Origin of the sequence: Rhizobium centroccidentale (assembly GCF_030182565.1) — a bacterium.
Classification (GTDB): domain Bacteria; phylum Pseudomonadota; class Alphaproteobacteria; order Rhizobiales; family Rhizobiaceae; genus Rhizobium.
This window is the reverse complement of the sequence record NZ_JAQJCG010000025.1, coordinates 1-23,683: the sequence shown is the minus strand read 5'-3', so window position 1 is coordinate 23,683 and position 23,683 is coordinate 1. Positions and strand designations below refer to the sequence as shown.

Here is a 23,683-nt window from a genome sequence, read left to right as displayed (position 1 = left end):
ACTAGACGCTTCCCCCATCGTGTTCGCGGATGAGCAGCAAACCCTCCTCGCTCACTTCCAGTTCCTGTCCGGCAACAACCAACGATGTCGCGGTTGCCTCCTCGATGATGAGAGGGCCGGCAATTCTCTCGGAAGACGGCAGTCGCGTGCGCTCGTAGACGGGGCAGGACACCCAACCGGTCGTCCCGCCGAAATAGACCTCGCGACGACCCTTGAGGGCTGCATCCAGCGACCGCCCGCTGCGATCGAGTTTCGGAATGGCGATGACCGGGCCGTGGAGCACAGCCTCCAGATGGATCATGGTAATCTCCACGGGCGAAGCGGGCAGGCAGAAGGTATAGGCGCGCTCATGGGCGGCATGGAAGCGTTCAGCAAAGCTTTCGGCATCATCCTCCATGTCGAAAAGAGCGAAGACGCCGTGCTCCTGACCGCGATAGCGGGCTTCGACGCGGCAGGCATAGCGTATCTCCGCCGCATCGCCTTTGGAGAAATATTTGACCGCCTCACGCTTCAGCTCATCGAACCGGCGCTTGAGATTGCTGACGGCTTCCGGACCAAGGGGAGCGAACCACGTGCTGCGGAAATCGGCCCGCGGCTCGGCTGCCAGCATTCCCCAGGCCGAAAAGATGCCAGGATGCGGCGGCACCACAGTCATCTTGACACCAAGATCGCGCCCGAGACGTGCAGCAAGTGCAGGTCCCGCGCCCCCGGAAATGACGAAAGCGGCATCGCGCGGATCGTGTCCGCGCTGGACGGTTACCAGCTTTAACGCATTGATCATCGACGCATGCGCGATCTCGACGATTGCGAGCGCCGCATCCTCGACCGATAACCCCATCGGCGCGGCAACCGTCTCGATTGCCGCGGCCGCCTTGGACTTGTCGAGCTGCATCTGGCCGCCAGCAAAGCTTGCCGGATCGAAGATGCCGAGCGTCAGCAAAGCATCGGATAGCGTCGGCTTCTCACCGCCACGGCCATAGCAGGCCGGCCCCGGTGTCGAGCCAGCACTTTCCGGGCCGACGCGGAGCGCGCCGCGCTCATCGATACGGGCAATCGAGCCGCCGCCGGCGCCGATTTCGACGATATCGACCACCGGCACCTGCACCGGATAGCCGGGCGCGATGCGGGTGTGCTCAAGCTTGTATTCGCTGTCGAGTGTCGGGCGGCTATCGTGGATCAGCGAGCATTTCGCCGTCGTGCCACCGACGTCGAGCGACAGGACTTCGGATTCGCCAAGCACGGTGCCGATCCGCGCGGCGCCCGCCACACCGCCGGCCGGGCCGGATTCGACCAGCGTCAGCGGGCTCATCTGCGCCTGATCGAAGGTGGAGATACCGCCGTTCGACTGCATGGCATAATAGGGGCAGGTGAGGTCGCGCTCCGTCAGGGCGCTTTCAAGCCGCGCAAAGTAGCGCTTGATGATCGGCTGGACATAGGCGTTGAGCACGGCCGTGTTGGAGCGCTCGTATTCGCGCCATTGACGGGAAACCTCATGGCTGGCGCAAACCGTGATATCCGGCAGCGCCTCGGCGATCGCCTTGGCGCAGGCGATCTCGTGCTCGGGATTGGCGTAGCTGTGAAGGAAGATGACAGCGACCGCCTCCACTTTGCGAGCGCGGCATTCATGGATGATCGGCTCGATATCGCCAAGCTCGATAGGCGTCAGCACCCGACCTTTGGCATCCAGGCGTTCGCGCACCTCGAAGCGCAGGCTGCGCGGAACGAAGGCTTCCGGGCTCTTGAACTGGAGATTGTAGAGATCGGGGCGATTGCCGCGGCCGATTTCCAGCACGTCACGAAATCCTGCAGTGGTGACCAGCGCCGTCTTGACGCCCTTGCGCTCTGTAATCGCATTGATGACGGTCGTTCCGCCATGGGCGAAAAAGATCACATCGCGCGCCGAAAGCCCATCCTTCTTCTCGGCGAGCTCGATTGCCGCAAGCACACCTTCGGATTGGTCATGAACGGTCGTCAGGCTCTTGGCGGTGAAGATTTCGCCCGTGCGCTCATCATAACCGACGAGGTCGGTAAAGGTACCGCCTACATCCGTCGCCAGCCTGATCATGACGCCATACCTTCTTCATATCCATACAGGTTGCGTGCTACCTCCCGAGTGAGGTAGCCGTCTTCTACATCGCGGCCGACCTGTTCCCGTTCGCGAGCACGCGGGTTGCCCCAGCCGCCTCCGCCGCCAGTGATGATCCGCACGAGATCGCCGCGATTCAGTTCGATATGCGGCTCGCGGCCGAAATTGCGGACGTTCCCGCCGTTCTCTTCCACCTGCAGAAGATTGATGCTGCCGGGCTTGCCGCCGTCTATACCCCAGGGGGGCGTGTCCGTTCGCCCGAAGCTGCAATAGGCGGAAGCGCCTTCTCCGAGGATTTCATATTCGCGAATGACACCGAAACCGCCGCGACGGCGGCCCGCGCCCGATCCCCCTTCAACGTTCAGCTCATAGCGGCGCACGAGCAAGGGAAAACGGGCTTCGATGACCTCGACGGAGTAATTATAGGTATCGCCATCGGTGAGCGCGATCACTGCATTGGCGCCGTCGCCATCCCTGCTCGCCCCCCAGCCGCCATGCTGCGGCTCGATATGGATAAATGGCTGCCCCGCCTCGTCCTTGCCGGAAACATAGACGACGCAGAGGCTCGTATAGGAACCGGCGGAGAACCGCTCCGGCATCAGCTTGGCAACGGCCTTCCAGACGAGTTCTGAAGCATGCACCGAACCCTCGTAATACCAGCCTGTCGGTGACGGCTTCTCGGCGGTGAAAACCGAGCCTTTCGGTGCAACGACGGAGAGTGGCCGGAACCAGCCCTCATTGGACGGCGCCTGCGGCGCGACCAGCGCCTTGAAGATGGTGCGCACCGCCGACTGCAGCGCGCCTGCAGCGCAATTGATCGGGCCCGCGACTGCGGGCGGGCAACCGGTGAAATCCGCCGTCAGGCGATCTCCGGAAATCGTGACGGCAACCTTGACCGAAATGGGATCCGTGGTGACGCCATCCCCGTCGATAATATCTTCCGCCTCATAGGTGCCGTCTGGCAGTGCGGCGATGGCGGCGCGTGCCTGCTTCTCGCTGACCGACAGGAGGTGATCGAATGCGGCTTCCACAACATCGGTGCCATATTTGCGCGCAAGCTCGCCCATGCGACGAGCCGCAACACGGACGGTCGCCACCTGAGCCGTAAGATCGCCGATCGCGACTTCGGGCAGACGGACATTCTCGCGGATAATTCGCAGGATCTCCCCCGAGAAGCGATCGCTGCGCACGACTTTCACGCCCGGCAGCCTCAATCCCTCCTGAAAGACGGAGGTGGCGTTTGGCGCAAGCGAGCCCGGAACAGAGCCGCCGACATCGAGATAATGCGCAACATTGATGGCATAGGCCAATATCCGGCCATCGAAGAAAATCGGCTTGACGATGGCAAAATCGCAGGCATGTGTGCCCCCGGAATAGGGATCGTTGGTGAGCAGGATGTCACCATCTTCCAAATCATCGCCATAAAGTGCGATCAGCGACTTGACCTGGGTGCCGAAGGTGCCGGTGAACAGGGTGATGCCGTTCATCTGCGCCACGAGCTCGCCGTCACGGGTGAGGAGACCGCAGGCGAAATCAAGCACCTCATAGATCACCGGGCTCATCGAGGTCCTTGCCATGACCACGCCCATCTCATCGACGGTGGCTGCCAGCTTGCCCTCGATAATCTCCTGCGTCACCGGATCGACGACGATCACGAATCTACCCCTCATTATTATATTCGCACGAGTGCAGATTAGGTGTTTTTTCGTCCGTCGATAGCCTTCCCGATGGGTGGGCGGGCGCCCCAAAACCCACCCGAACGGGTAGGTCAGCGATCGAGCATGCCCTTTTGGCGTGCTGCGGTCACGGCCGCAGTCCGCGTGGAGACGTTGAGCTTCGCAAAGATATTGCGTAGGTGAAATTTGATCGTATTGTCGGACAAGGCCAGATTCCGGCCGATTTCCTTGTTGGAAAGCCCCGAACTCAGCAGTTCAAGCACCATGCGCTCCCGGCCGGTAAAGGCATAACCGCCATCATCGACGGCTGGCTCGTGCACCGTCTCCCCACTTGCGAGCAGAGACTGGAGACGCTTTCGAGGAACGTTTGCGACGGTTGGATGATTGGCGAGTGCGCGAAGCTCGCCGAGTCCCGCGGAGTGATCGAGATGAAGCAGCGCCCGGTAGTCGTCGAGGGGGGTCGTCAACACGAGATCGGAAAGGCTGGCGGCGGCGAGATCCGCGCGGCCTTCCGCCAGAAGGATCCCTATTTCGATGAGAGCAAGCTCGATCGCGCGCGGGACATGCGGACGCTGCGACTGACGCATCCTGAACTGATCAAAGACCTCGCGGGCCTTGGCCGTCTCCCCAAGAGCCAGATAGACGCGTGTCCAGAAGATCGCCGGCGTGGCTCCGCGCAGATGGATGGCCAGCGTATTGGCGCGATCTGAAACGATTGCCTGCATGCCGAAGCCATTGGCCTCCGCATGGCGGATTGCCTGATCGAGATCGCCCGATGCCATGAGCAGCATGGCGCGCTCGCCGTCAATCAGTCGCGTGAGCCGATCGAAGCCGCGCCGCCGCGCCACGGCGCGAATGCGATCCATCGCTGCATGGGCTGCAAGCAAATCCTCGCGCATCCGCAGGACCCGTTGCTCGGCCATGAAGCCCGCAGCCAAAAGGTCAAACCAGGTATCGTGAAGCTCGAGGTGAGGCAGCGCCCATCCGAGCATCTCCGCCGCTGGCTCCGCCTCGCCGCGCATCGACAGAACCTCAGCCTTCAACACCTGGCCGACGGCATCGAGATCACTGCCCGGACCGATATTGGTCTGCGCTTCGCAGATCAGCTCTTCATAGGCCGACAGCGCGCTCACACAATCACCGGAGAGAAAGAAGGCCTGGCCGATATGGGTATAGAGGTGCATGGCACCGAAATCGGCGCCACCGTCGCGAAAGGCCCGAATGGCCAGATGCCCGTAGTGCAGTGCCCGGTCAAGCTCGCTGCGGATCAGGAAATTGTAGGAAAGCATGTTGAGCGCCAGCGCCCGATGAATGAGCTCCATTCCATCCGGCTGCCGCAAATCATCTTCGAGCGCGGAAAGATCGGCCGCCGTCGCCCAGTGATCCGTATAAAGCGCCAGAAGGATGCGCACGACGCGCAGGTCCTTTGCCAAGCTCGGGTCTGCAGCAGCGGCCCGCTCGGCGATGACAAGATAGTGATTGGCGGCAGCAAGCTGCGCCGCCTTGGCGTTGAAGATCGAGAGTCCAAGCGTCGCAAGCGGAAAGCGGACGAGATCGATTTCCGAGGCGCGTCCGCTCAAGGCCTGAAAGAGCGTCGCGCCGCCGCGAGTGGTGGCATAGACGCGCCGCCAGCCGCCGGCGGTTTCGACGATGCGCGCGGCAAGATTGGCGTCGCCCGCCGAAAGTGCATGATGCACGGCCCGATCTATATCGCCCTGCGCTTCAAACCAGTGGGCGGCGCGATTGAGTGCAAGATTGGCATCGATCCCCCTGCGGCTGGCGGTCTTCTTCAGGAACTCGTTGAAAACCGGATGAAACCGCATCCAGTTGCCGGGGCCTGCCAGCAACGTAACCGGGAGCGCGTAGTCAGCCAGCCTCTCGCTGAGATCCGCCTGCTCCTTGCTTTTCAGCACTGCTTCGAGCAACGAATGATTGAAGGCCGGAAGCGCGGCCGTCCCGATGAGGAACTCGCGTATGTCTTCAGGCAGATGCTCGAACACCTGCTCCGACAGGTAGGAGCCCATGTCAGCGCCGCCGCCGTCGAAAGAGGCCAGAATGCTGTCGCTCTCCTCCGATTCCGATACGAGCAGGCTCACCATCTGCAGCGCAACCGCCCAGCCTTCGGTCCGCCGATTGAAGGAACCGACCTGCTCCTCTGTCAGATGAGTGCCCTTACCGGCGAAAAGCTCTCCCGCTTCGGCATCGGTAAAGCCAAGCTCGGCAACACCGAACTGCTTGAACTCCCCCCGCAATCGTAGTGCGGAGAGCGGAAAGCGCGGCGGGCTGCGGCTGACCAGCACCAGCTTGACGTGTTCGAGCGAGAGGTCCGCGAGGATCTTCGCCATCAGCGCCTCGGTCGCATCCGTCTGGGCGAAATGATAGTCGTCGAGAAAGACGACGAGCGGCCCCTCGATCTTGCGCAGGCGCGTCGCCAGCACGGAAAGCAATGCCGCCGCAGGCAGGTTGCCGGCGTCCGCGCCATCCTCATGAAGCAGCGTCTGCAAGGCATCGATCAGCGCAAGCAGAAAGGCTTCCTGGTTGGTATGTTCGGCATCGAGCGACACCCAGCAGAGCTTGACACCATCCTCCTTCAACAGCTCGTACCATTGGACGGCAAGAGAGGTCTTGCCATACCCGGCAGGTGCGACAATGGTCGTCAAACGGCGCAGGCCGGCCCGCCGGAGCTGCCGCAACAGGTCGCTACGTCTGATTGTTTGCTGCCCGCTTGAGGGGGGAGCAAATCGATTCTGTCCACTCATGGGGCGGGATGATGCTGTCTTGGCCGGCAGTTTGCAACCCACGCGAAAACGTTTGCAAAGCCGGTTTTTCCCCATATTTCGGAAGATGGCGCCTCACAGGCCCTGGTTGACACCCCGCAAAATTGCAACGGTGCAGTTGAAGCTTTCCAAAATAAGGCTCGCCCGGGCTTGGAGGAGACTCCACAGCCGCCCCATGAATGCGCTCGAACGGACAAAATTTTGCCGTTTCCGCCTATAAACGGTCCGTTAGGGATTTGTTGACCATAATTGGAGGGTATAGCGATGCCGCAGACGCGGCGCCTCTGATTTCTGTTTCTCTTAGCAAGGCGAAAGTCGTATCCGTGCATCACGTGATCTTTTCCATTCCGGCGATGGTTTTCGCCACGACTTTCTCATTCGTCGCTTGCCGGGTGGCGTTGATCGCAATGCTGGTGCTCGCTGCTTTTGCCGGCACCGCGGCGGCCGAGGATCGGGCGCTCAAGCTCTTCTTCACCCATACGGGAGAAAGGGCGACCATCGTCTTCAAACGCAGCGGTAAATACGACCCGCGAGGCCTTGCTCAAATCAATCGTTTCTTACGCGACTGGCGAAAGAACGAGCCGACCAGGATCGATCCGGAATTGCTCGATCTTGTCTGGGAGGTCTATCGCCGCAGCGGCGCCAACGAAGCCATTCACGTCGTCTCGGCCTACCGCTCTCCCTCGACCAACAGCATGCTGCGCAACCGCTCGCGCAGCTCCGGCGTTGCCAAACACAGCCAGCATACGCTCGGCAAGGCGATGGATTTTTACATTCCCGGCGTGAAGCTTGCGAGCCTGCGGGCGATCGCCATGCAGATGCAGATCGGCGGCGTGGGCTTCTATCCCAATTCCGGCTCGCCCTTCGTGCATCTGGATGTCGGCAGGGTCAGGGCCTGGCCGAGAATGTCGCGCCAGGAGCTGGCGCGGCTTTTCCCGAATGGGCAGACACTCCACGTGCCGGCGGACGGCAGACCGCTGCCGGGCTATGATGTGGCGGTCGCACAATCCAAAAAGCGGCCATCTCAAATGAGTAGCAGGATCGCAGCTGTTTCCGATGACGATGACGACGCCAGGTCATCGATAGCGTCTCGCAGTGACGCGCCCGACCGCAGCCTCCTCACCAGCATGCTGCCGACGCCCAGGAGCCGAGCCCTGACCGGGCTGGAGCTTCAGCTCGGCAAGCGAGTGACCGAAGAAAGCAAGAGTCAGCCCTTTGCCGATCTTGCGGCCTATGCCGTTCCGCTGCCGGCTTGGCGGCCGACCAGCAGCATCGTCGTCGTCCCGACGGCCGCACCGGAAAGACCCGTCCCCCCTGCTGTGTTCGCCAGCCTGGTCGTGGGACGCAACGACGCCGGAAAGCTCGTAGTTTCGGACAATGCGAAGAATACGACCGATAGCGCCATGGCAAAGATGCAGCCAATGGCGCAGCTCCCGAGTTCCGCCTCGCAGGACGTATCCGGCGGCGTCGGGGCGATGTCGACCGGCGCCATCGTCGCCTGGGCCCTGCAACCGCCGGGCATGGCAGTCGACATGACGCTCCCAAGCCTCGTCAGCGCGCCCATTCCGATGCACGACGACATGGCGGAGGCTCAAGCCGGAGCTTACGATGGCGACGACTTCGATGTCGAGCGGTTCGGTTTCGAAGGCTGAAGCAATCTCCCAAGGCATGGTTTGCCAGGGGTCAGCTCCGCTGGTCCGGTGATCGCGCGGCCTGTACCGGTGGGGAGAGTTGGGCAAGCCCGCCAAGCGTGAAGCGAACAAGCCGGTCTGCCAGCTCCTCGTCGGTGGTCGATTCCCTGGCAAGCGCCGGAATGATCTCGGACACGCGCTTTTCGGCCACCAGAAGCATGAAACAAGGCGCCATCGTCGAAAGCGCCGCCTGAGCAACGAGCGGATGGTCTGGTGCTACGCCGATGATCTGGGCAATGACGCCGAACAGCAGGGCTTTCTTCGGCTCTATCTCCTCGCGTCGCAGTTTATCGATATGCGGCGTCGGCGCGATCAGTTCGCGGACGATCACCTTGGCGGGCCATGAGTGCTCATTGCCGGTTCGCACGACTTTGACCAGCAACCCGATAAATCGGCGCAGCTTCTCCTTCGGCTCGATGTCCGCGCTAACAGTGCGGGCAAGCACATCGTAACTCATCAGGCGATGATGCGCCTCGGCAAGAACGTCTTCGTACAAGGCCTCGATGCCGCCGAAATGATAGTTGACCGCCGCTGCATTCGTCCCCGCACGCAAGGCAATTTCCTTCGCAGTCGCGCGGTCGAAGCCGAATTCGGCGAAAACGGCTCCGGCCGCTTCAAGCAGGCTTATCCGCGTGGCAGCCCCGTCCTGCCGATCTCGAGATCGCGCCGTTCGCCTTATGCCTCTGGCCATTGCTTTCGCCTTCCATTAATTCAAATATTAATTTGAAATTTGAATTTGACAAGTGCTATAATCACTCCGCGGATCGATATGTGTCACCGTTCGTTTCATCAAAGCTGGCATCTCTTTGGAGTTCAAATACAGCATGCAGCGCGTCATCGTCATCTTGCTCCTGTTGATCGCCGTCGCGGGTGGAGCCTGGTGGTATTTCCATCGGGATAACGGCTCGAACGAGCTTGCTCTCTATGGAAATATAGACTTCCGGCAACTTACCCTCGCCTTCAACGGCAGCGAACGTGTCGCCGAAGTCCTTGTCGAAGAGGGCGCGCAAGTCAAGAAAGGCCAGGTCATCGCCAGGCTGGATACGAGCCGTCTTCAGCCTCAGGTCGCCCAGGCCGAGGCGCAGGCAGCAAGCCAGCGCGCCAATCTCGAGCGTCTCGAGAACGGCAATCGTCCCGAGGAGATTGCACAATCCCGCGCCAATCTCGAATCCGCCAAGGCGGAAGCGGTCAATGCCCGTGCCCAGTTCGAACGCCAGAACGCCCTTGCTCCCAAGGCTGCCGTCAGCCAACAGGCTTTGGACGAGGCGCGCTCTGCCGCCGCCGTTGCCGACGCCAAGGTCGTCGCCAATCAGAAGGCGCTCGATCTGCTTGTCGTCGGTTCCCGCGTCGAGGACATTCAAGAGGCAGAAGCGCAGCTGCATGCATCGGAAGCCAATGTCGCGCTTCTGCACCAGCAGCTTGCCGATGCTGAGCTGAAGGCGCCGGTCGATGCGATTGTGCAGTCCAGACTGATCGAGCCCGGCGAGATGGCGTCACCCACGCGAGCGGCCTTCTCGCTTGCGACGATCAGCCCGAAATGGGTGCGCGCCTATGTCTCGGAAACCCAGCTTGGAATGCTTCGTCCCGGTATGAAGGCTAACGTCAGCGTGGATTCGCTACCTGGACGGACGATCCCCGGATGGATCGGCTTTATCTCCTCGGTTGCCGAGTTCACGCCGAAATCGGTGCAGACGGAAGAATTGCGCACAAGCCTCGTCTATGAAGTGAGGGTCTTCGTGGACGATCCCGATAACACGCTGCGGCTGGGCATGCCGGCAACCGTCAAGCCACTTTCGGGCGAGCAGGCGAATGTCGCAACCGCGCAGCAATAGAGCGAGGATATATGAGCGGCGATTTCTCTGTGGTGGCGAGCAACATCCGCAAGACGTTTCGCCGGGATACGGGCGAGATGGTGGAGGCGCTTGCCAATGTCTCGCTCGACGTCCGCAAGGGAGCGCTGACGGCCCTCGTCGGCCCGGACGGTGCCGGCAAGACGACATTGCTGCGCCTGGCATGCGGCCTCATCGCGCCGGATGACGGCAGCCTGCAGGTGATCGGCGTCGATATTGCTAGGGAACCGCAGCGCGTTCAAGACCGGATCGGCTATATGCCGCAGAAGTTCGGTCTCTACGAGGATCTGAGCGTTCAGGAGAACCTCGATCTTTACGCCGATCTACATGGCGTCACGCAATCCCAACGTGACGAGACATATCCGCGCCTTTTCGAGATGACGCAACTCGGGCGCTTCAAGGAACGGCCGGCGGGAAAATTGTCAGGCGGCATGAAGCAGAAGCTCGGCCTTGCCTGCACACTAGTGCGGGCGCCGGAACTGCTGCTTCTCGACGAACCCACAGTTGGCGTGGATCCCTTGTCGCGGCGCGAGCTCTGGGAAATCGTCTTCAAGCTCGTCAAAGAGGACGGGCTTTCAGTGATCGTGGCAACCTCCTATCTCGATGAGGCCGAACGCTGCGAACATGCCGTGCTCATGCATGCCGGCAAAATCCTCGATCAGGGGCCGCCGGCGGAGATTACGGCAAAGGCTGATGGCTGCTGCTTCATGGTACAGGGTCCGGAAGAGATGCCAGCAAGATCGCTGCAAGCGCGTCTCTTTGCGCTGCCCGGCATTATCGATGCCGTGCCGGAAGCCGGCCGCGTCCGGATCGTGCGCAAGCGGGAGCAGAAACACGAGCCGCTGCGGCTGGATGAGATTGAGCTCGATACCGAAAGCGTCGCGCCCCGGTTCGAAGACGCCTTCATGATGCTGTTTTCCACCGTCGTCGGCGACGCCGAGCGCCAGACGCACACCGGCCAGCCATCCGGCCATCGCAACGGCGATGAAACGGTCGTGCAGGTTCACGACCTCCTCCGCAAATTCGGGGATTTCACGGCAGTCGACCATGTCAGCTTCAGCGTCCGCAAGGGCGAAGTCTATGGCCTGCTCGGTCCGAATGGCGCGGGAAAAAGCACGACGTTCCGGATGCTTTGCGGCCTGCTTCCGGCCACCGACGGCACCTTGATGGTCGCCGGCTCCAATCTCCTGACGGCAGGTGCAAAGGCACGAGAAAAGCTTGGTTATGTGGCGCAAAAATTCTCGCTCTATGGCCAGCTCAGCGTCGACGAAAATCTGGAATTCTTCGCAAGCGCCTATGGCTTGCGCGGCCGGCGCAGAAAGGACAGGATCGGCGCCTTGAAGAGCCAGTTCGAACTCGGTCAGTTCTCAAAGCTGCCGAGCGGACAATTGCCGGGCGGATTCAAGCAGCGGCTGGCGCTGGCCGCCGCCCTGCTGCATGAGCCGGACATCCTCTTCCTGGACGAAGCGACCAGCGGCGCCGACCCATTGGCAAGACGACAATTCTGGGGGCGGATCACGGCTCTGTCCGAACAAGACGTAACCATCATCGTGACGACGCATTTCATGGAAGAGGCCGAATATTGCGACCGGATCATCATCCTCGATGCCGGAAGGAACCTGGCCGAGGGCACGCCGGTCGAAATCCGGGCTCATGCCGGCGCAGATGGCGAGGCGGCTGCGACGATGGAGGAGGCCTTCATTTCGATCGTCGAGAAGGAGCGCCACAGGAAAATGGAGAAGGCGGCATGAATCAGCCCGTCGGCAGCTCCAGCCGAGGATTGCGCGCAGCCTTGCGTCGCATCCGTGCTCTCATCCGCAAAGAAACTTGGCAGCTCCTGCGCGATCCGAGCAGCATCGCGATCGGCATCGTCATGCCCGTGGCCCTGCTGATCCTGTTTGGATATGGCATCAATCTCGACGTCAAGAACGTTCCCGTCGCGATCGTCATGGAGGAAAATTCAGCCGAGGCACGCGGCCTCGCTTCCACTTTCGAGCTCTCCAGCTACTTCTCCCCGAAGCCCGTCAAGACGATGGCGGAGGCAGAAAGGATGCTGCTGTCCTCCGAAGTTCGGGCGATCCTGCGCATTCCGTCGGACTTCTCGCGGAAGGTCGCTCAAGGCAATGGCGAGGTTCAGGCCGTCGTCAACGGCAGCGATGCCAATACGGCGCGCATCTCGCTGAGCTATGCCGAAGCGGCCGTCGGCGTCTGGGCCGCCAAGGAAGCCTCGCGCGAAGGGACACTAGGCGGCAGCGGCGTCACCATCGAGTCGCGCCTGTGGTTCAACGAGGCCAATGACAGCAGCTACTTCCTCGTCCCAGGTCTCGTCGTTCTGGTCATGACGCTGATCGGCGCACTGCTGACTGCCCTTGTCATGGCGCGGGAATGGGAACGGGGCACTTTCGAGGCACTGTTCGTCACACCCGTCCGCTCGACCGAGATCCTGCTCGGCAAGACCGTCCCTTATTTTCTTCTCGGGCTTGCCGGGCTCGCGCTCTGCGTCGTCGGCAGCCGGCTGCTCTTTGGCGTGCCGCTGCGAGGATCGCTGCTGATCCTTACAGTCGTCTCCATGCTCTATCTTCTGGTCGCACTGGGGCTCGGCCTTGCCATATCTTCGATCACGAAGAGCCAGTTCATCGCCAGCCAGGTGACCGTTCTCGTGACCTTCCTGCCAGCCATGATGCTCTCCGGCTTCATGTTCGATCCGAGGAGCATGCCCTTGGCCGTGCAGATCATCACCTACATCTTCCCCGGCCGATATTTCGTCACGCTGCTGCAAACCCTGTTTCTCGCCGGCAATATCTGGAGCGTCATCCTACCCAATGCGGCAGTGCTTGCCGGCATGGCCGCGGCCCTTTTGGCGCTTGCCGTGCGCATGACCCGCAAGAGGATCGCATAGCCATGTTGATCGCATCGCTTCTGCGCATCCTCACCCTCATCCGCAAAGAACTTCTCGTTATCCTGAAGGACCCGAGAAGCAGGGCAAGCCTTGTCGTGCCGCCGATCCTGCAATGCCTGATCTTCGGCTACGCCGCCACCTATGATCTCAATAATGTCCCCTATGCGCTCGTCGACCAGGACAGGACGACGACGTCAAGAAACCTCGTCGCAAAGCTAGAGGGATCAGGCATTTTCGAAAGGGTGGCGACACTGACGCAGACGGGCCAGGCCATCCGCTTGCTCGATACCAAGCAGGCCGTGCTCATCATCGTCATCGAGCGCGATTTCGAGCGGCAATTGGAAGCCGGCACCGCGGGCACTGTGCAGGTCGTCGCGGATGGCAGGAATTCCAACACCAGCGGCATCGCGCAAGGCTATGCCAACACGATCGTCAGCGACTTCACCTCCGACTGGCTGGTGCAAAAGGGGGGCTCCAACAGCAGCGTGAAGGTCACGACGCGGGCATGGTATAACCCGCAGCTCGAAACGCGCTGGAGCATGGTCCCCTCTCTCATCGGCACAATCACCATGCTGATGACGATGATGTTGACCGCGATGTCCGTCGCGCGCGAACGCGAGGAAGGCACTTTCGACCAATTGCTTGTGGCACCGTTCACGCCGACCGAGATCATGATCGGCAAGGCGGTTCCCTCGATGATCGTCGGCATCACCCAGGCATCGACGATCCTGCTGGTAGCCTTGTTCTGGTTCCGCATCCCGTTTGCCGGTTCGTTCGTGACGCTCTATCTCGGGCTGAGCCTCTTCCTCGCCGCGGCCATCGGCTTTGGGCTGTTCCTGTCATCGATTGCCACCAACATGCAACAGGCGATGATCCTCTGTTTCGTCTTCCTGATGCCATTCATGCTGCTCTCCGGCCTGATGTCGCCGATCGACAACATGCCGGAAGTCCTGCAATATGCGACGATGATCAATCCGCTGAAATACGCGATCAGCATCACGCGCGGCGTCTATCTCGAAGGTGCGGGCCTCGATACGCTGTTTCCGGATATGCTCGCACTCGTCGCCATCGCCGCCGCGACGATGCCGGTTGCCGCCTGGATGTTCCGCCACCGCCTGAATTAAAGCGCTTCGCGTTTTTCCCGCGATTGCTCCGATGGGATCGAGGGCGGCGAACTCATGCATCGTCTGTCGGGATGCTTCCTGCCCCAGATCCTCGTGCATGCGAGTTGTCGGGAAATGCGAGAAAGCACGTCGTGCTCTCATCGCCGAAGAAATGACGGCCGGCCTATGCGGCCTCCGCCAGTTCCACGCGATTTCTTCCGCTCGCCTTCGCCCGATAGAGCGCCTTATCGGCAGCCTCGAGCACATGCTTGAAATCCGTCGTCGGCTCAAGGGAGCAGGCAATACCGATGCTGACGGTGACGTGGACAGCTTCCTGCTCGAACATCAGGGTTGTGCCCTCGATATCCTTGCGAATTTTCTCCGCGACGGCGGCCGCGGCCCGCGTATCGGTGTTGGGCAGCAGCACGACGATCTCCTCGCCGCCATAACGGGCTGCAATGTCGGTCTTGCGCACGGTTTGCCTGATGACATCGGCCAACCGCGCCAGAACGGTGTCGCCGAAGGAATGGCCCCAGCTGTCGTTGATCTTCTTGAAGTGATCGATATCGAGCATGATGATCGAGAAAGGGATACGTCGCGTGCCCGCTTCCTTGCTGCATCGATCGCCTTCGCGCTGCAGCACCCGGCGGTTGGGAAGCCTTGTGAGCGGATCGAGGCTCGCTTCATTCTCCAGCGCACGCTGTATGCCGATGCGATATTGCTCCCGCTGCAGCAGGTCCGACAGCAGCATGACGCCGAGGATATTGACGATCGTCACCGGAAGTGTCGCCTTGAGGAGAAGAGCATGCGCCACCGCCCACGGCAGAAAGAAGAGAACCACGAGGGATGAGCAGGTCGCCAAACCGAACAGGGCCGATCGCCTCCAGCCGGTGCCGGTCCATTGCCGCGGCAGGAGGTTCAGCGCATAGCCGGCGATCGCGACGATCACGATACCGGCGACGCCGCCCACCGCACCCATGCCGCCGACCATAAACCGAAAGAAGCCCATCATCGCCGCAGCCACAATGGTTCCCAGAAGCCCCCCATAAATCGGCGTAAGGACAAGGAGAATAGAGCGGCCATCCTGAATGACGCCCGGCATCCATTGGATGGGATCACCCATGGACAGGATACCGACCAGCCCGAACAACAGCCCGACGGCCACGGATTTCAAAGCACCGCGTTCGACGATCCGGATGACCCAGGAATAGGCATAGACGATGATCGCAACCTGGCCGAGGACGCGTATCAGCGAAACCAAATGTGTTTCAATTTCCATTGCTATTCCCAGTCCTCGCAACGACCCGCGACGAATGACCTTGCATCGGCATAATCAAAGTCTGTTTGGGATACCATACGATCTCTGCAAAATGGTTTACCAAGCCTCTCGCGGATCGGCGGTGTGACAAAAATGTTCGGGTGGGAACCGGGAGTGAAGGTCATCGTCGCAATCAAACTTCTGAAGCAATACGTTTCAATATCGATGCGTCTGGGATCTGTAATCCAGGCCAGATGCGGTCATGCCTCCCTTGGAAATCATGAAGCAGCGAGGGAAGCGAACGGGGAAAGCCGACGGATCGAGACATCGACGGCACCCGGCAGAAGGCGAGTTATCAAAGCTGCTCATGACCACCTTTCCAGAGAGCGTCACCTACGGATCCGAATGATCAGCGCTATCTGGCGCCCCACACGGAAGGATCAAGAGCTCTCCGCCAATTTGGCGCTCCCCGAGAGGCGTCGCTGGCGAGCCCTTGATTGATGCCGGCTTCCGCAAACTTCGGCGCGGCACGAATTGACGCATTGTGCTTGCGACAGGCCTGCCCTATGACTGAAACCTTATCCGCAAATGCGGTGGTGGGGACAAGCATGCGGAAGGCGATTTCGCGAACATTTCAGTGGAGCGCGCGCATTCTTTGCGCCGTTGCATTGTTGTTTGTCGGCTTCGCCCATCAGCCGATCATCGCAACCGCGGACGAGATATCCCCGATCGAGCTTGCCCAGTACAGGCTCCCGGACGGTTCCCTGCCCATCCTCTGTATCACCTACAAGGATGCCGACGGCAAGGTGCATGGGAAAGCCTATGCACCCGGATGCGAGGCATGCCGGATCGCGTCCGCCGCGATGCTGCCCACGCCTCCGACCGAGATTTGCGAACGTCTTGTCTCCCTGCACCGGCAGATCGTCGTTGCAAGATCGGAAGCTTTCCACCGCCAGCTTTATCCGCCGAACACAGGGCCGAGAGCGCCTCCCCTCCTCGACATCGTTGGCTGAACCGGCGTTGCGGCCTCGCCGTGACGCCCGCCGTCAACGCTGCCGCATCGCGACCCTTAGGTCGTAAAATCTGAGGATTGGTGTTCCTGACTGTACTTTGCCGAACTAGGCGGGGCCGATTGACCCGGCTGCCCATGTGAAGCAAGTTCACCGCGAATGGCGAACCATCGCCGCCCCTCCCCAGATCGATCGTGGCAGCCTGCCGATCTTCGGAGGATTTCATGTCTGCCTTTACCGCTGCAGAGCCTGCAGCAGCAGCAACCCAAAATGTCTCGCTCTATCGCGCGATCTGGCGCTGGCACTTCTTCGCCGGTCTGCTCGTCATTCCCTTCATGCTCAATCTGGCGATCACCGGTTCGCTCTATCTGTTCAAGGATCAGATTGCCGATACCTTCTACTCGCATCGCTACCTCGTTGCCGAGACCGGCCCGATGCTGCAGCCACAGCAGATCGCCGATGCGGCACTTGCAGCTTTCCCCGGCACCCGTGCAACCTCCTATCACGAAGCGTCGGCGCCGAACCGCTCGGCCTCGATAACGGTATCAAAGGGCGGCCAATCGACCATCGTCTACGTCAATCCCTATGACGGCAGCATTCTGGGGTCGGTCGGCTCGCAGCAGGAATTCGGCTGGGTCGTCAAGCGCATCCACAGCCTCGAATATTTCGGAAAATGGACCAATCGCATCATCGAGATCGTCGCGGGCTTTGCCCTCGTCCTCGTGGTGACCGGCATCTATCTGTGGTGGCCGCGGCAGCAGAGCGGCGGCGTGCTCACGGTTCGCGGCAATCCATCGCGGCGCGTCTTCTGGCGCGACCTGCATGCCGTGACGGGGGCCCTTGCCGGCATCCTCATCTTCTTCCTGGCCTTCAGCGGCATGCCATGGTCCGGTTACTGGGGCGCCAACGTCAATGCCTGGCTGACGGCAAATAATCTCGGAACACCGGCAGCGGTCTGGGATGAGGTGCCGAAATCGGCGAAGGTCACACAGGATATCGTCAGCCGCGCCGGCTGGGTGGTCGAGAACGCACCCGTTCCGCTTTCCGATATCGCGGCGGCGCAATCGGCCAAGCCGATCGGTCTTGATAAGGCCGTCGACATCATGCACGGGCTGGGCATGGTCGCCGGTTCCGATCTCGCGATCCCTTCGGATGAGACCGGCGTTTATACGGCAAGCCACTATTTCGGCGATCTCGGCAAGGAACGCACTGTCCATATCGACCAATATTCCGGCAAGCCGCTCATCGACATTTCCTTTGACCAGTATCCGGCGCTCGGCAAAGCGATCGAATGGGGTATCAATGTCCATCAGGGACAGGAATGGGGCCTTTTCAACCAACTTCTGATGCTGGCCACTTGTCTCGCCATCGTTCTTTGCTGCGGGACGGCTGCGACCATGTGGTGGAAGCGAAGGCCATCGGGCCGTCTTGGTGTGCCGCCGATGCCGTCGCGGAAGTCCGTCTATGTTGGCCTCTGGCTCATCGCCATCGTCTTCGGCGTGGCTTTCCCACTGACGGGAGCTGCCATCGTCGCGATGCTGCTCCTCGATCAGTTCGTAGTTCGTTTCGTGCCGCCGCTCCGGCGTTTCTTTTCCTGACGAGATCGGGCGGAGCCCAAAGGCTTCGCCTGCCCGCTCCTTTTCCGGATCAAGGATATCGATCATGCTGAAACAGATTTCTGCCCTTGCCGCCTTCGGGCTGGCATTCCTGTCTTCCTCCCTCGCTTTCGCCGACGATGTCAAAATCGGCAACCTCACCATTTCCGCACCCTATGTTCGCGCCATGGTGCCGGGAGCTCCCGTCGGTGGCGGTTATATGACCATCACGAATACGGGCGACACCGACGACCGGCTGGTGGCTGCGAGCTCACGGCGCGCTGCAACGGTCCAGATCCACGAGATGAAGATGGACAACGACGTGATGATCATGCGCGAGCTTGCCGGCGGCCTGCCGATACCGGCGGGCCAGACTGTCGAACTCAAACCCGGCGGCTATCACGTCATGTTCATGAAGGTTGGAGAACCCTTCCTTCAGGGTCAGACGGTGAGGGCAACGCTCAAATTCGAAAAGGCCGGCTCTATCGACGTCGATTTCCCTGTGGGATCGATAGCGGCGAACAAGGAGACATCCCATGTCAAATAGACGACGTTTCGTTGCAACCGCCGTCGCCCTTACGCTTGTCGCCGGTGCGGGCGCGATCGGCTACGCGACGTTCCTCATGGTTCCTGAGGTGCAGGCCACGGGCGGCCTCGGCACAGCCTTCACGCTCACGGACGATCGCGGTGCGCCCATCACCGAAAAGGCCCTGTCGGGCCATCCGTCGCTCGTCTATTTCGGCTACACGCATTGCCCCGACGTTTGCCCGACAACGCTTTACGATATGGCGGGCTGGTTCAAGACACTCGGGCCGCAGGCCGACGGGTTGAAGGCGTATTTCTTCACCGTCGATCCGGAGCGCGACACGCCGGAGATCATGCACAGCTACACGGGCAATTTTACCGACCGCATCACCGGGATCACGGGTGATCCCACCGAAATGCAGAAGGCCATCAAGGGCTGGCGCATCTATGCCAAGAAGGTGCCAAGCCCGGACGGTGGATACACCATGGATCATACCGCTTCCGTGCTGCTCGTCGATGCCGGCGGCAATCTCAGAGGCACCATCGCCTATCAGGAAAACAACGATGTCGCGCTGCAGAAGATCCGAAATCTGCTGCAGCAGGATTAATTCCGTGGCGCGTAAGCGCCACTGGGACACGGGAATTCCGTCCGGCTTCGCCGGCAACGGATATCGGCGATCGACCGATCGCCATCACACGATCCGCAGACTTTCCGCAGGTCGCCAACAGGATGAGGAAACCAAATGCCCCCGATCAAGAAATTGCTCCCCGTTGCCATCGCAATCGGCGTCGCTTTTGCCGGCCAGGCCATGGCGCATGCCCATCTGAAGTCGGCCGTTCCGGCCGCCGACGGCATAGTCAAGACCGCACCGTCCGAACTCGACCTAACCTTCTCGGAAGGCCTCAATCTGAAATTCAGCGGCGTCAAGGTCACCGGCCCCGACAAGGCGAGCGTCAAGACCGGAGAAGGCATGCTGATGAACAGCGGCACCACGCTGATGGTGCCGGTGACCGACAAATTGCCAGCCGGCAAGTACACTGTCGAATGGTATGCGCTCTCCACGGACGGCCACAAGACGAACGGGAGCTACAGTTTCTCCATCGCGCCTTGACCGGTCCGGAAGCTGCCCACGATTGCGCGGGCAGCTTCGCCTTCCTGTTTCCGGCTCAGGCGCTGCTGGTAACGCAGCCCTGCAGAAAGATCGCCGCGCATTCCGTCGCACGGGCCTGGATCTCTTCGTCATCCGGCGCCAATCGTTGGCCCAGCATGACGGCTCGCTGCGGCTCCATGGCCATCATTCCCCGCAGGAAGCCGGCGGCGCGCGAAATATCCGCGATCCTGATTGCCTCCTTGTCGCGCTGGCTCCGCAGCCAGACCTCGAAGACCACGGTCGAGGCCTTGATCGCCCGCTCGTAGAAGGACGCCGCGATTTCGGGAAAGCGATCAGCCTCGGCCACCGCAAGACGATTGATCGCGATCGTTTCCGGATCCAGCACCAGACGGCCATAGGCGATCAGGATTTGCTCAAGTTGATGATGCAGGTCCGGATGCCTGAGAAGCCCCTGGTCCACTTCGACGTTGAAACGGGCGATGCGATCGGTAATCACGGCGTTGAAGATCTCGCCCTTGCTCTCGAACAGCCGATAGACGGTCTTGGTCGAGACACCCGCGTCCTGCGCAATGTCGTTGATGCATGCCGAGGCATAGCCCGCTTCCATGAAGCGCTTTCTGGCCGACGACAGAACGATTGCCCGGGTATCGTCGTCACAGCGAACCTGCGGTCGTCCTCGCGGTCGTTTCGTGGCTTTTGGATTTAGGACCATAGATATTTTCCAAAATACTGTTGACTTCGATTTTATAGCGCTTATTTTGGAAAATATCAAGTTTCCAAATTGAACTTGGCCGCTACCCCTGCCCGGCAGCGACCCCTGTCAGGAGCAAGTAAATGGCTAATAATCTGCATATCGTCACGTCCGAGGGTGCTTCCAGCGAAATGCAGGGAACCGTCGAGGCGAAAGCCAAGGAAGTGGTGACGACCGAACCCCGTCCGGAGGCGCCGCAGGCACCGGCCGGCGGCAACGCCGCTCCAACGCGCAGCAAGACGCCGCGCCGCTTGATGTATGGCGCGGGTCTGATCGCCATCATCGCCGCGGCGGGCTACTATGGGCACGACTACTGGCAAAACGGCCGTTTCGAGGTGTCGACCGACGACGCCTACGTCCAGGCCGACAACAGCTCGATCGCCCCGAAGATCTCGGGCTATCTGGCGGAAGTCCTGGTCAAAGACAACGAGACGGTAAAGGCCGGCCAACCGCTCGCCCGCATCGACGACCGTGATTTCCGCGCAGCCCTCGACCAGGCCAAGGCCGATGTCGCTGCCGCACAGGCAACCATACAGGCCGAGCAGGCCTCGCTCGATATCCAGCAATCGACCATTGCCGCTGCGCGGGCGACGCTGGATGTGGACAAGGCGAACGAAACTTTCGCCGAACAGAACAACAAGCGCTACGCCAGCCTCGCCTCCAACGGCTATGCCGCCGTGCAGACGGCACAGCAGGCCGCATCGCAGATCGCCGCGGCCCAGGCTGCCATCGTGAGAGACACCGCGACCTTGGAAGGCGCGATCAAGCAGGTCGAGCTTCTGAAGGCCCAGATCGCCCAGGCGACGGCTGCCCTGCAGAAAAGCGAGGCGGTCCAGCATCAGGCCGAGCTGAACCTCTCCTATACGACCATCATGGCCCCCGTCGACGGCACGATCGGCAACCGGACGCTGCGCATCGGCCAATATGTCCAGGCCGGCACGCAGCTGATGTCGCTGGTGCCGACCGACCAAGCCTATGTCGTCGCCAACTACAAGGAAACGCAGCTGACGAATGTCCATGCCGGCCAGCCTGTCGATATCGAAGTCGACATGTTCCCCGGCAAGGTTTTCCACGGCCATGTAGACAGCCTTGCGCCGGCGAGCGGACAGGAATTCGCGCTGCTGCCGCCGGACAATGCGACCGGCAACTTCACCAAGGTCGTCCAACGCATTCCGGTGAGGATTGCGCTTGAGCCGCAGACCATGAACAGCGGTGAACTACGCCCGGGAATGTCCGTCGAGCCGAGCATCGACACCAAAGCAGACGCCGCACAGCGGAACTGACGGCGGGAGCCACGACAATGTCTACAAGTACAATAGATGGCCGTGCGATGCCGGCCGCAGCGGCAGAGCCGCGTGCATCGACAAGAGAGTGGATCGCAGTTCTGGCCGGCATGATCGGCGCGTTCATGGCGATCCTGAACATCCAGATCACCAATGCCTCCCTCCTCGATATCGAGGGGGGCATCGGCACCGGCGTTGATAATGGCGCCTGGATCTCGACCTCCTATCTGATCGGCGAGATCGTCGTCATTCCGCTCACCGCCTATCTCAGCAGCGTCTTCTCGTTTCGCCGTTATATCCTGGTGAACTCGGTGCTGTTTCCGCTGTTGTCTCTCTCCTGCGCCTTTGCCCACGATCTCGGAACGATGATCGTGCTTCGCGGCCTGCAGGGATTTGCCGGCGGCGTGCTGATCCCGATGGCCTTCACCATGGTGCTGACGAAGCTTCCGAAGCCGCAGCAGCCCTTGGGGCTGGCGATCTTCGCACTGTCCGTCACCTTCGCTCCGGCCATCGGCCCGACCATCGGCGGCTACCTGACCGAGAATTACGGCTGGCAGACCATCTTCTTCATCAACGCCGTCCCGAGCGCCATCATGGTCGTGGCACTTGCCCTGACCCTGGACAAACAGCCCATGCAGCTGAAGCTGCTGCGCGAAGGCGACTGGGCCGGTATCGTCACGATGGCGATCGGCCTCTCCGCCCTGCAAACCGTACTTGAAGAGGGCAACAAGGACGACTGGTTCTCCTCGCCCTTCATCGTCCGGCTCAGCATCGTCGCGGCCGTGTTCCTGACGCTCTTCATCATCATCGAGCTGAAGGTTTCGAAGCCGCTGGTGAAGCTGCGGCTGCTGAAGCAAAGGAATTTCGGACTGGGCGTGCTTGCGAACATTCTCGTCGGCGTCGCGCTGTTCGGGACGGTCTATATCCTGCCGCAATATCTGGGCCAGGTGCAGAAATACAATGCCGAGCAGATCGGCAACGTCCTTGCCTGGACGGGATTGCCACAGCTGCTGCTGATCCCGCTGGTTCCACTGATGATGAAGCGCGTCGATGTGCGCTGGCTTGCCTTCTTCGGCATCGCTGTCTTTGCGCTCAGCTGCTTCATGAACGTCACGCTTTCGGCCGACAATGCTGGAGACCAGTTCTTCATTCCGAACATCGTTCGCGCCATCGGCCAGGCCTTCGTCATCACGCCCGTCACCGCGATCACGACAGCAGGAATTGCTCCGGCGGACGCTGCCGCGGCCTCGGGACTGACGAACATGCTGCGCAATCTCGGCGGCGCCGTGGGCACGGCCTCGCTTGGGACCATCCTGACCAAACGCGAGCAGTTCCACTCCAACATCATCGGTCAATCCGTAACTCTTGCCCGTGAGGAAGTTCGCGAGCGGATCGACCAGATGACCGGCTACTTCCTGTCGCACGGAGTTTCAGACCATCAGGCAGCCCAGCAGAAAGCGATCGTCGCCCTCGGCCAGATCATCAAGAGACAAGCACTGATCATGGGCTTCAGCGACACCTTCGCCGTCATCGGCGTGGTGCTTGCCATCGCAGCGATCACCATGCTGCTCACGAAGCGCCCGCAGGCCGGCGGCGGCGCAGGTGCCCACTAAACACCACGCGGGCTCATGCCCGCGAAGCCGTGTGTCTTGAGTTGTGAAAGCGATCCGCTTTTACCATTACGCGCCTCGATGGCATCCGGAAATTCCCGGATGCCATTGTTCAATTCCCGTCGGCATGCCGCACGGAGACGCAAGGGCAACAGCCCGTCTTTACGATCAGCTTACTCCCGTGCGCGAGCCGAAGCGACACGTGCTCTTGGCGAGACAATAGGGAAATGGTGAACTGAAGAAGCAAATCGTGCGGCGTTGGATCTTCAGGCGCCAAATCGGCTACCTGTTCATGTCCTCGACGACCCAGCGGAAAAATAACAATATAATGGCTGCAAATAGTAATAGCTGCATCAATTTAGGCAAATCAAGCATATCATAGCTCTCTAATTTAACTGCTGCATCATGCAGACAAGACAAAATAGCCAGACATGTATTAATTATTCTCTGTTATTTC

The 23,683-nt window shown here is 60.7% G+C and carries 18 protein-coding genes; 12 read left to right on the top strand and 6 right to left on the bottom strand.

The genetic code is table 11. From position 1 onward, the window contains the following. Position 1 precedes the first annotated feature (1 nt). From PH562_RS25530 to PH562_RS25520, 3 genes are all read right to left on the bottom strand, one after another. Positions 2–2,065 carry a hydantoinase/oxoprolinase family protein gene (locus tag PH562_RS25530; RefSeq protein WP_285176526.1) on the bottom strand — a complete coding sequence of 688 codons (2,064 nt, stop codon included), beginning with the start codon at positions 2,063–2,065 and terminating at the stop codon, positions 2–4. Beyond that, positions 2,062–3,756, bottom strand: coding sequence for a hydantoinase B/oxoprolinase family protein (locus tag PH562_RS25525; RefSeq protein WP_285176525.1), 1,695 nt, complete (start codon positions 3,754–3,756; stop codon positions 2,062–2,064). Before PH562_RS25525 ends, PH562_RS25530 begins: the two co-directional genes overlap by 4 nt. 98 nt (positions 3,757–3,854) lie before the next feature. Then, positions 3,855–6,422, bottom strand: a complete 2,568-nt coding sequence (locus tag PH562_RS25520) for a winged helix-turn-helix domain-containing protein (RefSeq protein WP_285176524.1) — start codon at positions 6,420–6,422, stop codon at positions 3,855–3,857. Positions 6,423–6,892: 470 nt separating this feature from the next. Here PH562_RS25520 and PH562_RS25515 point away from each other — a divergent pair, with 470 nt between their 5' ends. Beyond that, positions 6,893–8,191, top strand: coding sequence for a peptidoglycan L,D-endopeptidase MepK (locus PH562_RS25515; RefSeq protein ID WP_483315379.1), 1,299 nt, complete (start codon positions 6,893–6,895; stop codon positions 8,189–8,191). A 31-nt stretch (positions 8,192–8,222) separates the two neighbouring features. On the opposite strand, the gene PH562_RS25510 is transcribed toward PH562_RS25515, so the two are convergent. Further along, on the bottom strand, positions 8,223–8,921 hold the full coding sequence (locus PH562_RS25510) for a TetR/AcrR family transcriptional regulator (RefSeq protein WP_285176523.1): 699 nt from the start codon (positions 8,919–8,921) through the stop codon (positions 8,223–8,225). 133 nt (positions 8,922–9,054) lie between these two features. Here PH562_RS25510 and PH562_RS25505 point away from each other — a divergent pair, with 133 nt between their 5' ends. From PH562_RS25505 to PH562_RS25490, 4 genes are read left to right on the top strand one after another with little or no spacing between them, the layout of a single operon-like run. After that, a complete protein-coding gene (locus tag PH562_RS25505; protein ID WP_285176522.1) occupies positions 9,055–10,062 on the top strand; it encodes an HlyD family secretion protein in 1,008 nt (335 codons plus the stop codon). An 11-nt stretch (positions 10,063–10,073) separates the two neighbouring features. Then, positions 10,074–11,831 carry an ATP-binding cassette domain-containing protein gene (locus PH562_RS25500; RefSeq protein WP_285176521.1) on the top strand — a complete coding sequence of 586 codons (1,758 nt, stop codon included), beginning with the start codon at positions 10,074–10,076 and terminating at the stop codon, positions 11,829–11,831. Further along, positions 11,828–12,979 (top strand): ABC transporter permease, encoded by a 1,152-nt coding sequence (locus PH562_RS25495; RefSeq protein ID WP_285176520.1) that lies wholly within the window; start codon positions 11,828–11,830, stop codon positions 12,977–12,979. Before PH562_RS25500 ends, PH562_RS25495 begins: the two co-directional genes overlap by 4 nt. 2 nt (positions 12,980–12,981) lie before the next feature. Continuing rightward, complete coding sequence (locus PH562_RS25490) at positions 12,982–14,103, top strand: ABC transporter permease (protein WP_285176519.1); 1,122 nt, start codon at positions 12,982–12,984, stop codon at positions 14,101–14,103. Between the two features lie 163 nt (positions 14,104–14,266). Here PH562_RS25490 and PH562_RS25485 read toward each other — a convergent pair whose 3' ends face one another. Further along, a complete protein-coding gene (locus PH562_RS25485; protein WP_285176518.1) occupies positions 14,267–15,361 on the bottom strand; it encodes a GGDEF domain-containing protein in 1,095 nt (364 codons plus the stop codon). A gap of 587 nt (positions 15,362–15,948) precedes the next feature. Between PH562_RS25485 and PH562_RS25480 the strand changes: the two genes are divergently transcribed. From PH562_RS25480 to copC, 5 genes are all read left to right on the top strand, one after another. Further along, a complete protein-coding gene (locus tag PH562_RS25480; protein WP_285176517.1) occupies positions 15,949–16,353 on the top strand; it encodes a hypothetical protein in 405 nt (134 codons plus the stop codon). A 221-nt stretch (positions 16,354–16,574) separates the two neighbouring features. After that, a complete protein-coding gene (locus PH562_RS25475) occupies positions 16,575–17,948 on the top strand; it encodes a PepSY-associated TM helix domain-containing protein (protein WP_285176516.1) in 1,374 nt (457 codons plus the stop codon). 64 nt (positions 17,949–18,012) lie between these two features. Next, positions 18,013–18,492: a copper chaperone PCu(A)C gene (locus tag PH562_RS25470; protein WP_285176515.1), complete on the top strand. Its 480-nt coding sequence runs from the start codon at positions 18,013–18,015 to the stop codon at positions 18,490–18,492. Then, complete coding sequence (locus PH562_RS25465) at positions 18,482–19,078, top strand: SCO family protein (protein WP_113228505.1); 597 nt, start codon at positions 18,482–18,484, stop codon at positions 19,076–19,078. The genes PH562_RS25470 and PH562_RS25465 overlap by 11 nt, the downstream gene beginning before the upstream one ends. Before the next feature lie 135 nt (positions 19,079–19,213). Beyond that, the gene (gene copC, locus PH562_RS25460) at positions 19,214–19,582 is read left to right on the top strand and encodes a copper homeostasis periplasmic binding protein CopC (RefSeq protein ID WP_285176514.1); all 369 of its coding nucleotides are present in this window, start codon (positions 19,214–19,216) and stop codon (positions 19,580–19,582) included. Between the two features lie 55 nt (positions 19,583–19,637). Here copC and PH562_RS25455 read toward each other — a convergent pair whose 3' ends face one another. Further along, entirely contained in the window at positions 19,638–20,294 is a 657-nt protein-coding gene (locus PH562_RS25455) for a TetR/AcrR family transcriptional regulator C-terminal domain-containing protein (RefSeq protein ID WP_285176513.1), read from the bottom strand. Positions 20,295–20,464: 170 nt separating this feature from the next. Between PH562_RS25455 and PH562_RS25450 the strand changes: the two genes are divergently transcribed. Further along, positions 20,465–21,616, top strand: coding sequence for an HlyD family secretion protein (locus PH562_RS25450; RefSeq protein WP_374818966.1), 1,152 nt, complete (start codon positions 20,465–20,467; stop codon positions 21,614–21,616). 17 nt (positions 21,617–21,633) lie between these two features. Then, positions 21,634–23,229: a DHA2 family efflux MFS transporter permease subunit gene (locus PH562_RS25445; protein WP_285176511.1), complete on the top strand. Its 1,596-nt coding sequence runs from the start codon at positions 21,634–21,636 to the stop codon at positions 23,227–23,229. Positions 23,230–23,683: the final 454 nt, after the last annotated feature.

Bases quoted from the DNA above. Each gene is read 5' to 3' on its own strand.
- PH562_RS25530 (WP_285176526.1), bottom strand. From the start codon at position 2,065: ATGATCAGGCTGGCGACGGATGTAGGCGGTACCTTTACCGACCTCGTC.
- PH562_RS25525 (WP_285176525.1), bottom strand. From the start codon at position 3,756: ATGAGGGGTAGATTCGTGATCGTCGTCGATCCGGTGACGCAGGAGATT.
- PH562_RS25515 (WP_483315379.1), top strand. From the start codon at position 6,893: ATGGTTTTCGCCACGACTTTCTCATTCGTCGCTTGCCGGGTGGCGTTG.
- PH562_RS25510 (WP_285176523.1), bottom strand. From the start codon at position 8,921: ATGGCCAGAGGCATAAGGCGAACGGCGCGATCTCGAGATCGGCAGGAC.
- PH562_RS25505 (WP_285176522.1), top strand. From the start codon at position 9,055: ATGCAGCGCGTCATCGTCATCTTGCTCCTGTTGATCGCCGTCGCGGGT.
- PH562_RS25500 (WP_285176521.1), top strand. From the start codon at position 10,074: ATGAGCGGCGATTTCTCTGTGGTGGCGAGCAACATCCGCAAGACGTTT.
- PH562_RS25495 (WP_285176520.1), top strand. From the start codon at position 11,828: ATGAATCAGCCCGTCGGCAGCTCCAGCCGAGGATTGCGCGCAGCCTTG.
- PH562_RS25490 (WP_285176519.1), top strand. From the start codon at position 12,982: ATGTTGATCGCATCGCTTCTGCGCATCCTCACCCTCATCCGCAAAGAA.
- PH562_RS25485 (WP_285176518.1), bottom strand. From the start codon at position 15,361: ATGGAAATTGAAACACATTTGGTTTCGCTGATACGCGTCCTCGGCCAG.
- PH562_RS25480 (WP_285176517.1), top strand. From the start codon at position 15,949: ATGCGGAAGGCGATTTCGCGAACATTTCAGTGGAGCGCGCGCATTCTT.
- PH562_RS25475 (WP_285176516.1), top strand. From the start codon at position 16,575: ATGTCTGCCTTTACCGCTGCAGAGCCTGCAGCAGCAGCAACCCAAAAT.
- PH562_RS25470 (WP_285176515.1), top strand. From the start codon at position 18,013: ATGCTGAAACAGATTTCTGCCCTTGCCGCCTTCGGGCTGGCATTCCTG.
- PH562_RS25465 (WP_113228505.1), top strand. From the start codon at position 18,482: ATGTCAAATAGACGACGTTTCGTTGCAACCGCCGTCGCCCTTACGCTT.
- copC (WP_285176514.1), top strand. From the start codon at position 19,214: ATGCCCCCGATCAAGAAATTGCTCCCCGTTGCCATCGCAATCGGCGTC.
- PH562_RS25455 (WP_285176513.1), bottom strand. From the start codon at position 20,294: ATGGTCCTAAATCCAAAAGCCACGAAACGACCGCGAGGACGACCGCAG.
- PH562_RS25450 (WP_374818966.1), top strand. From the start codon at position 20,465: ATGCAGGGAACCGTCGAGGCGAAAGCCAAGGAAGTGGTGACGACCGAA.
- PH562_RS25445 (WP_285176511.1), top strand. From the start codon at position 21,634: ATGTCTACAAGTACAATAGATGGCCGTGCGATGCCGGCCGCAGCGGCA.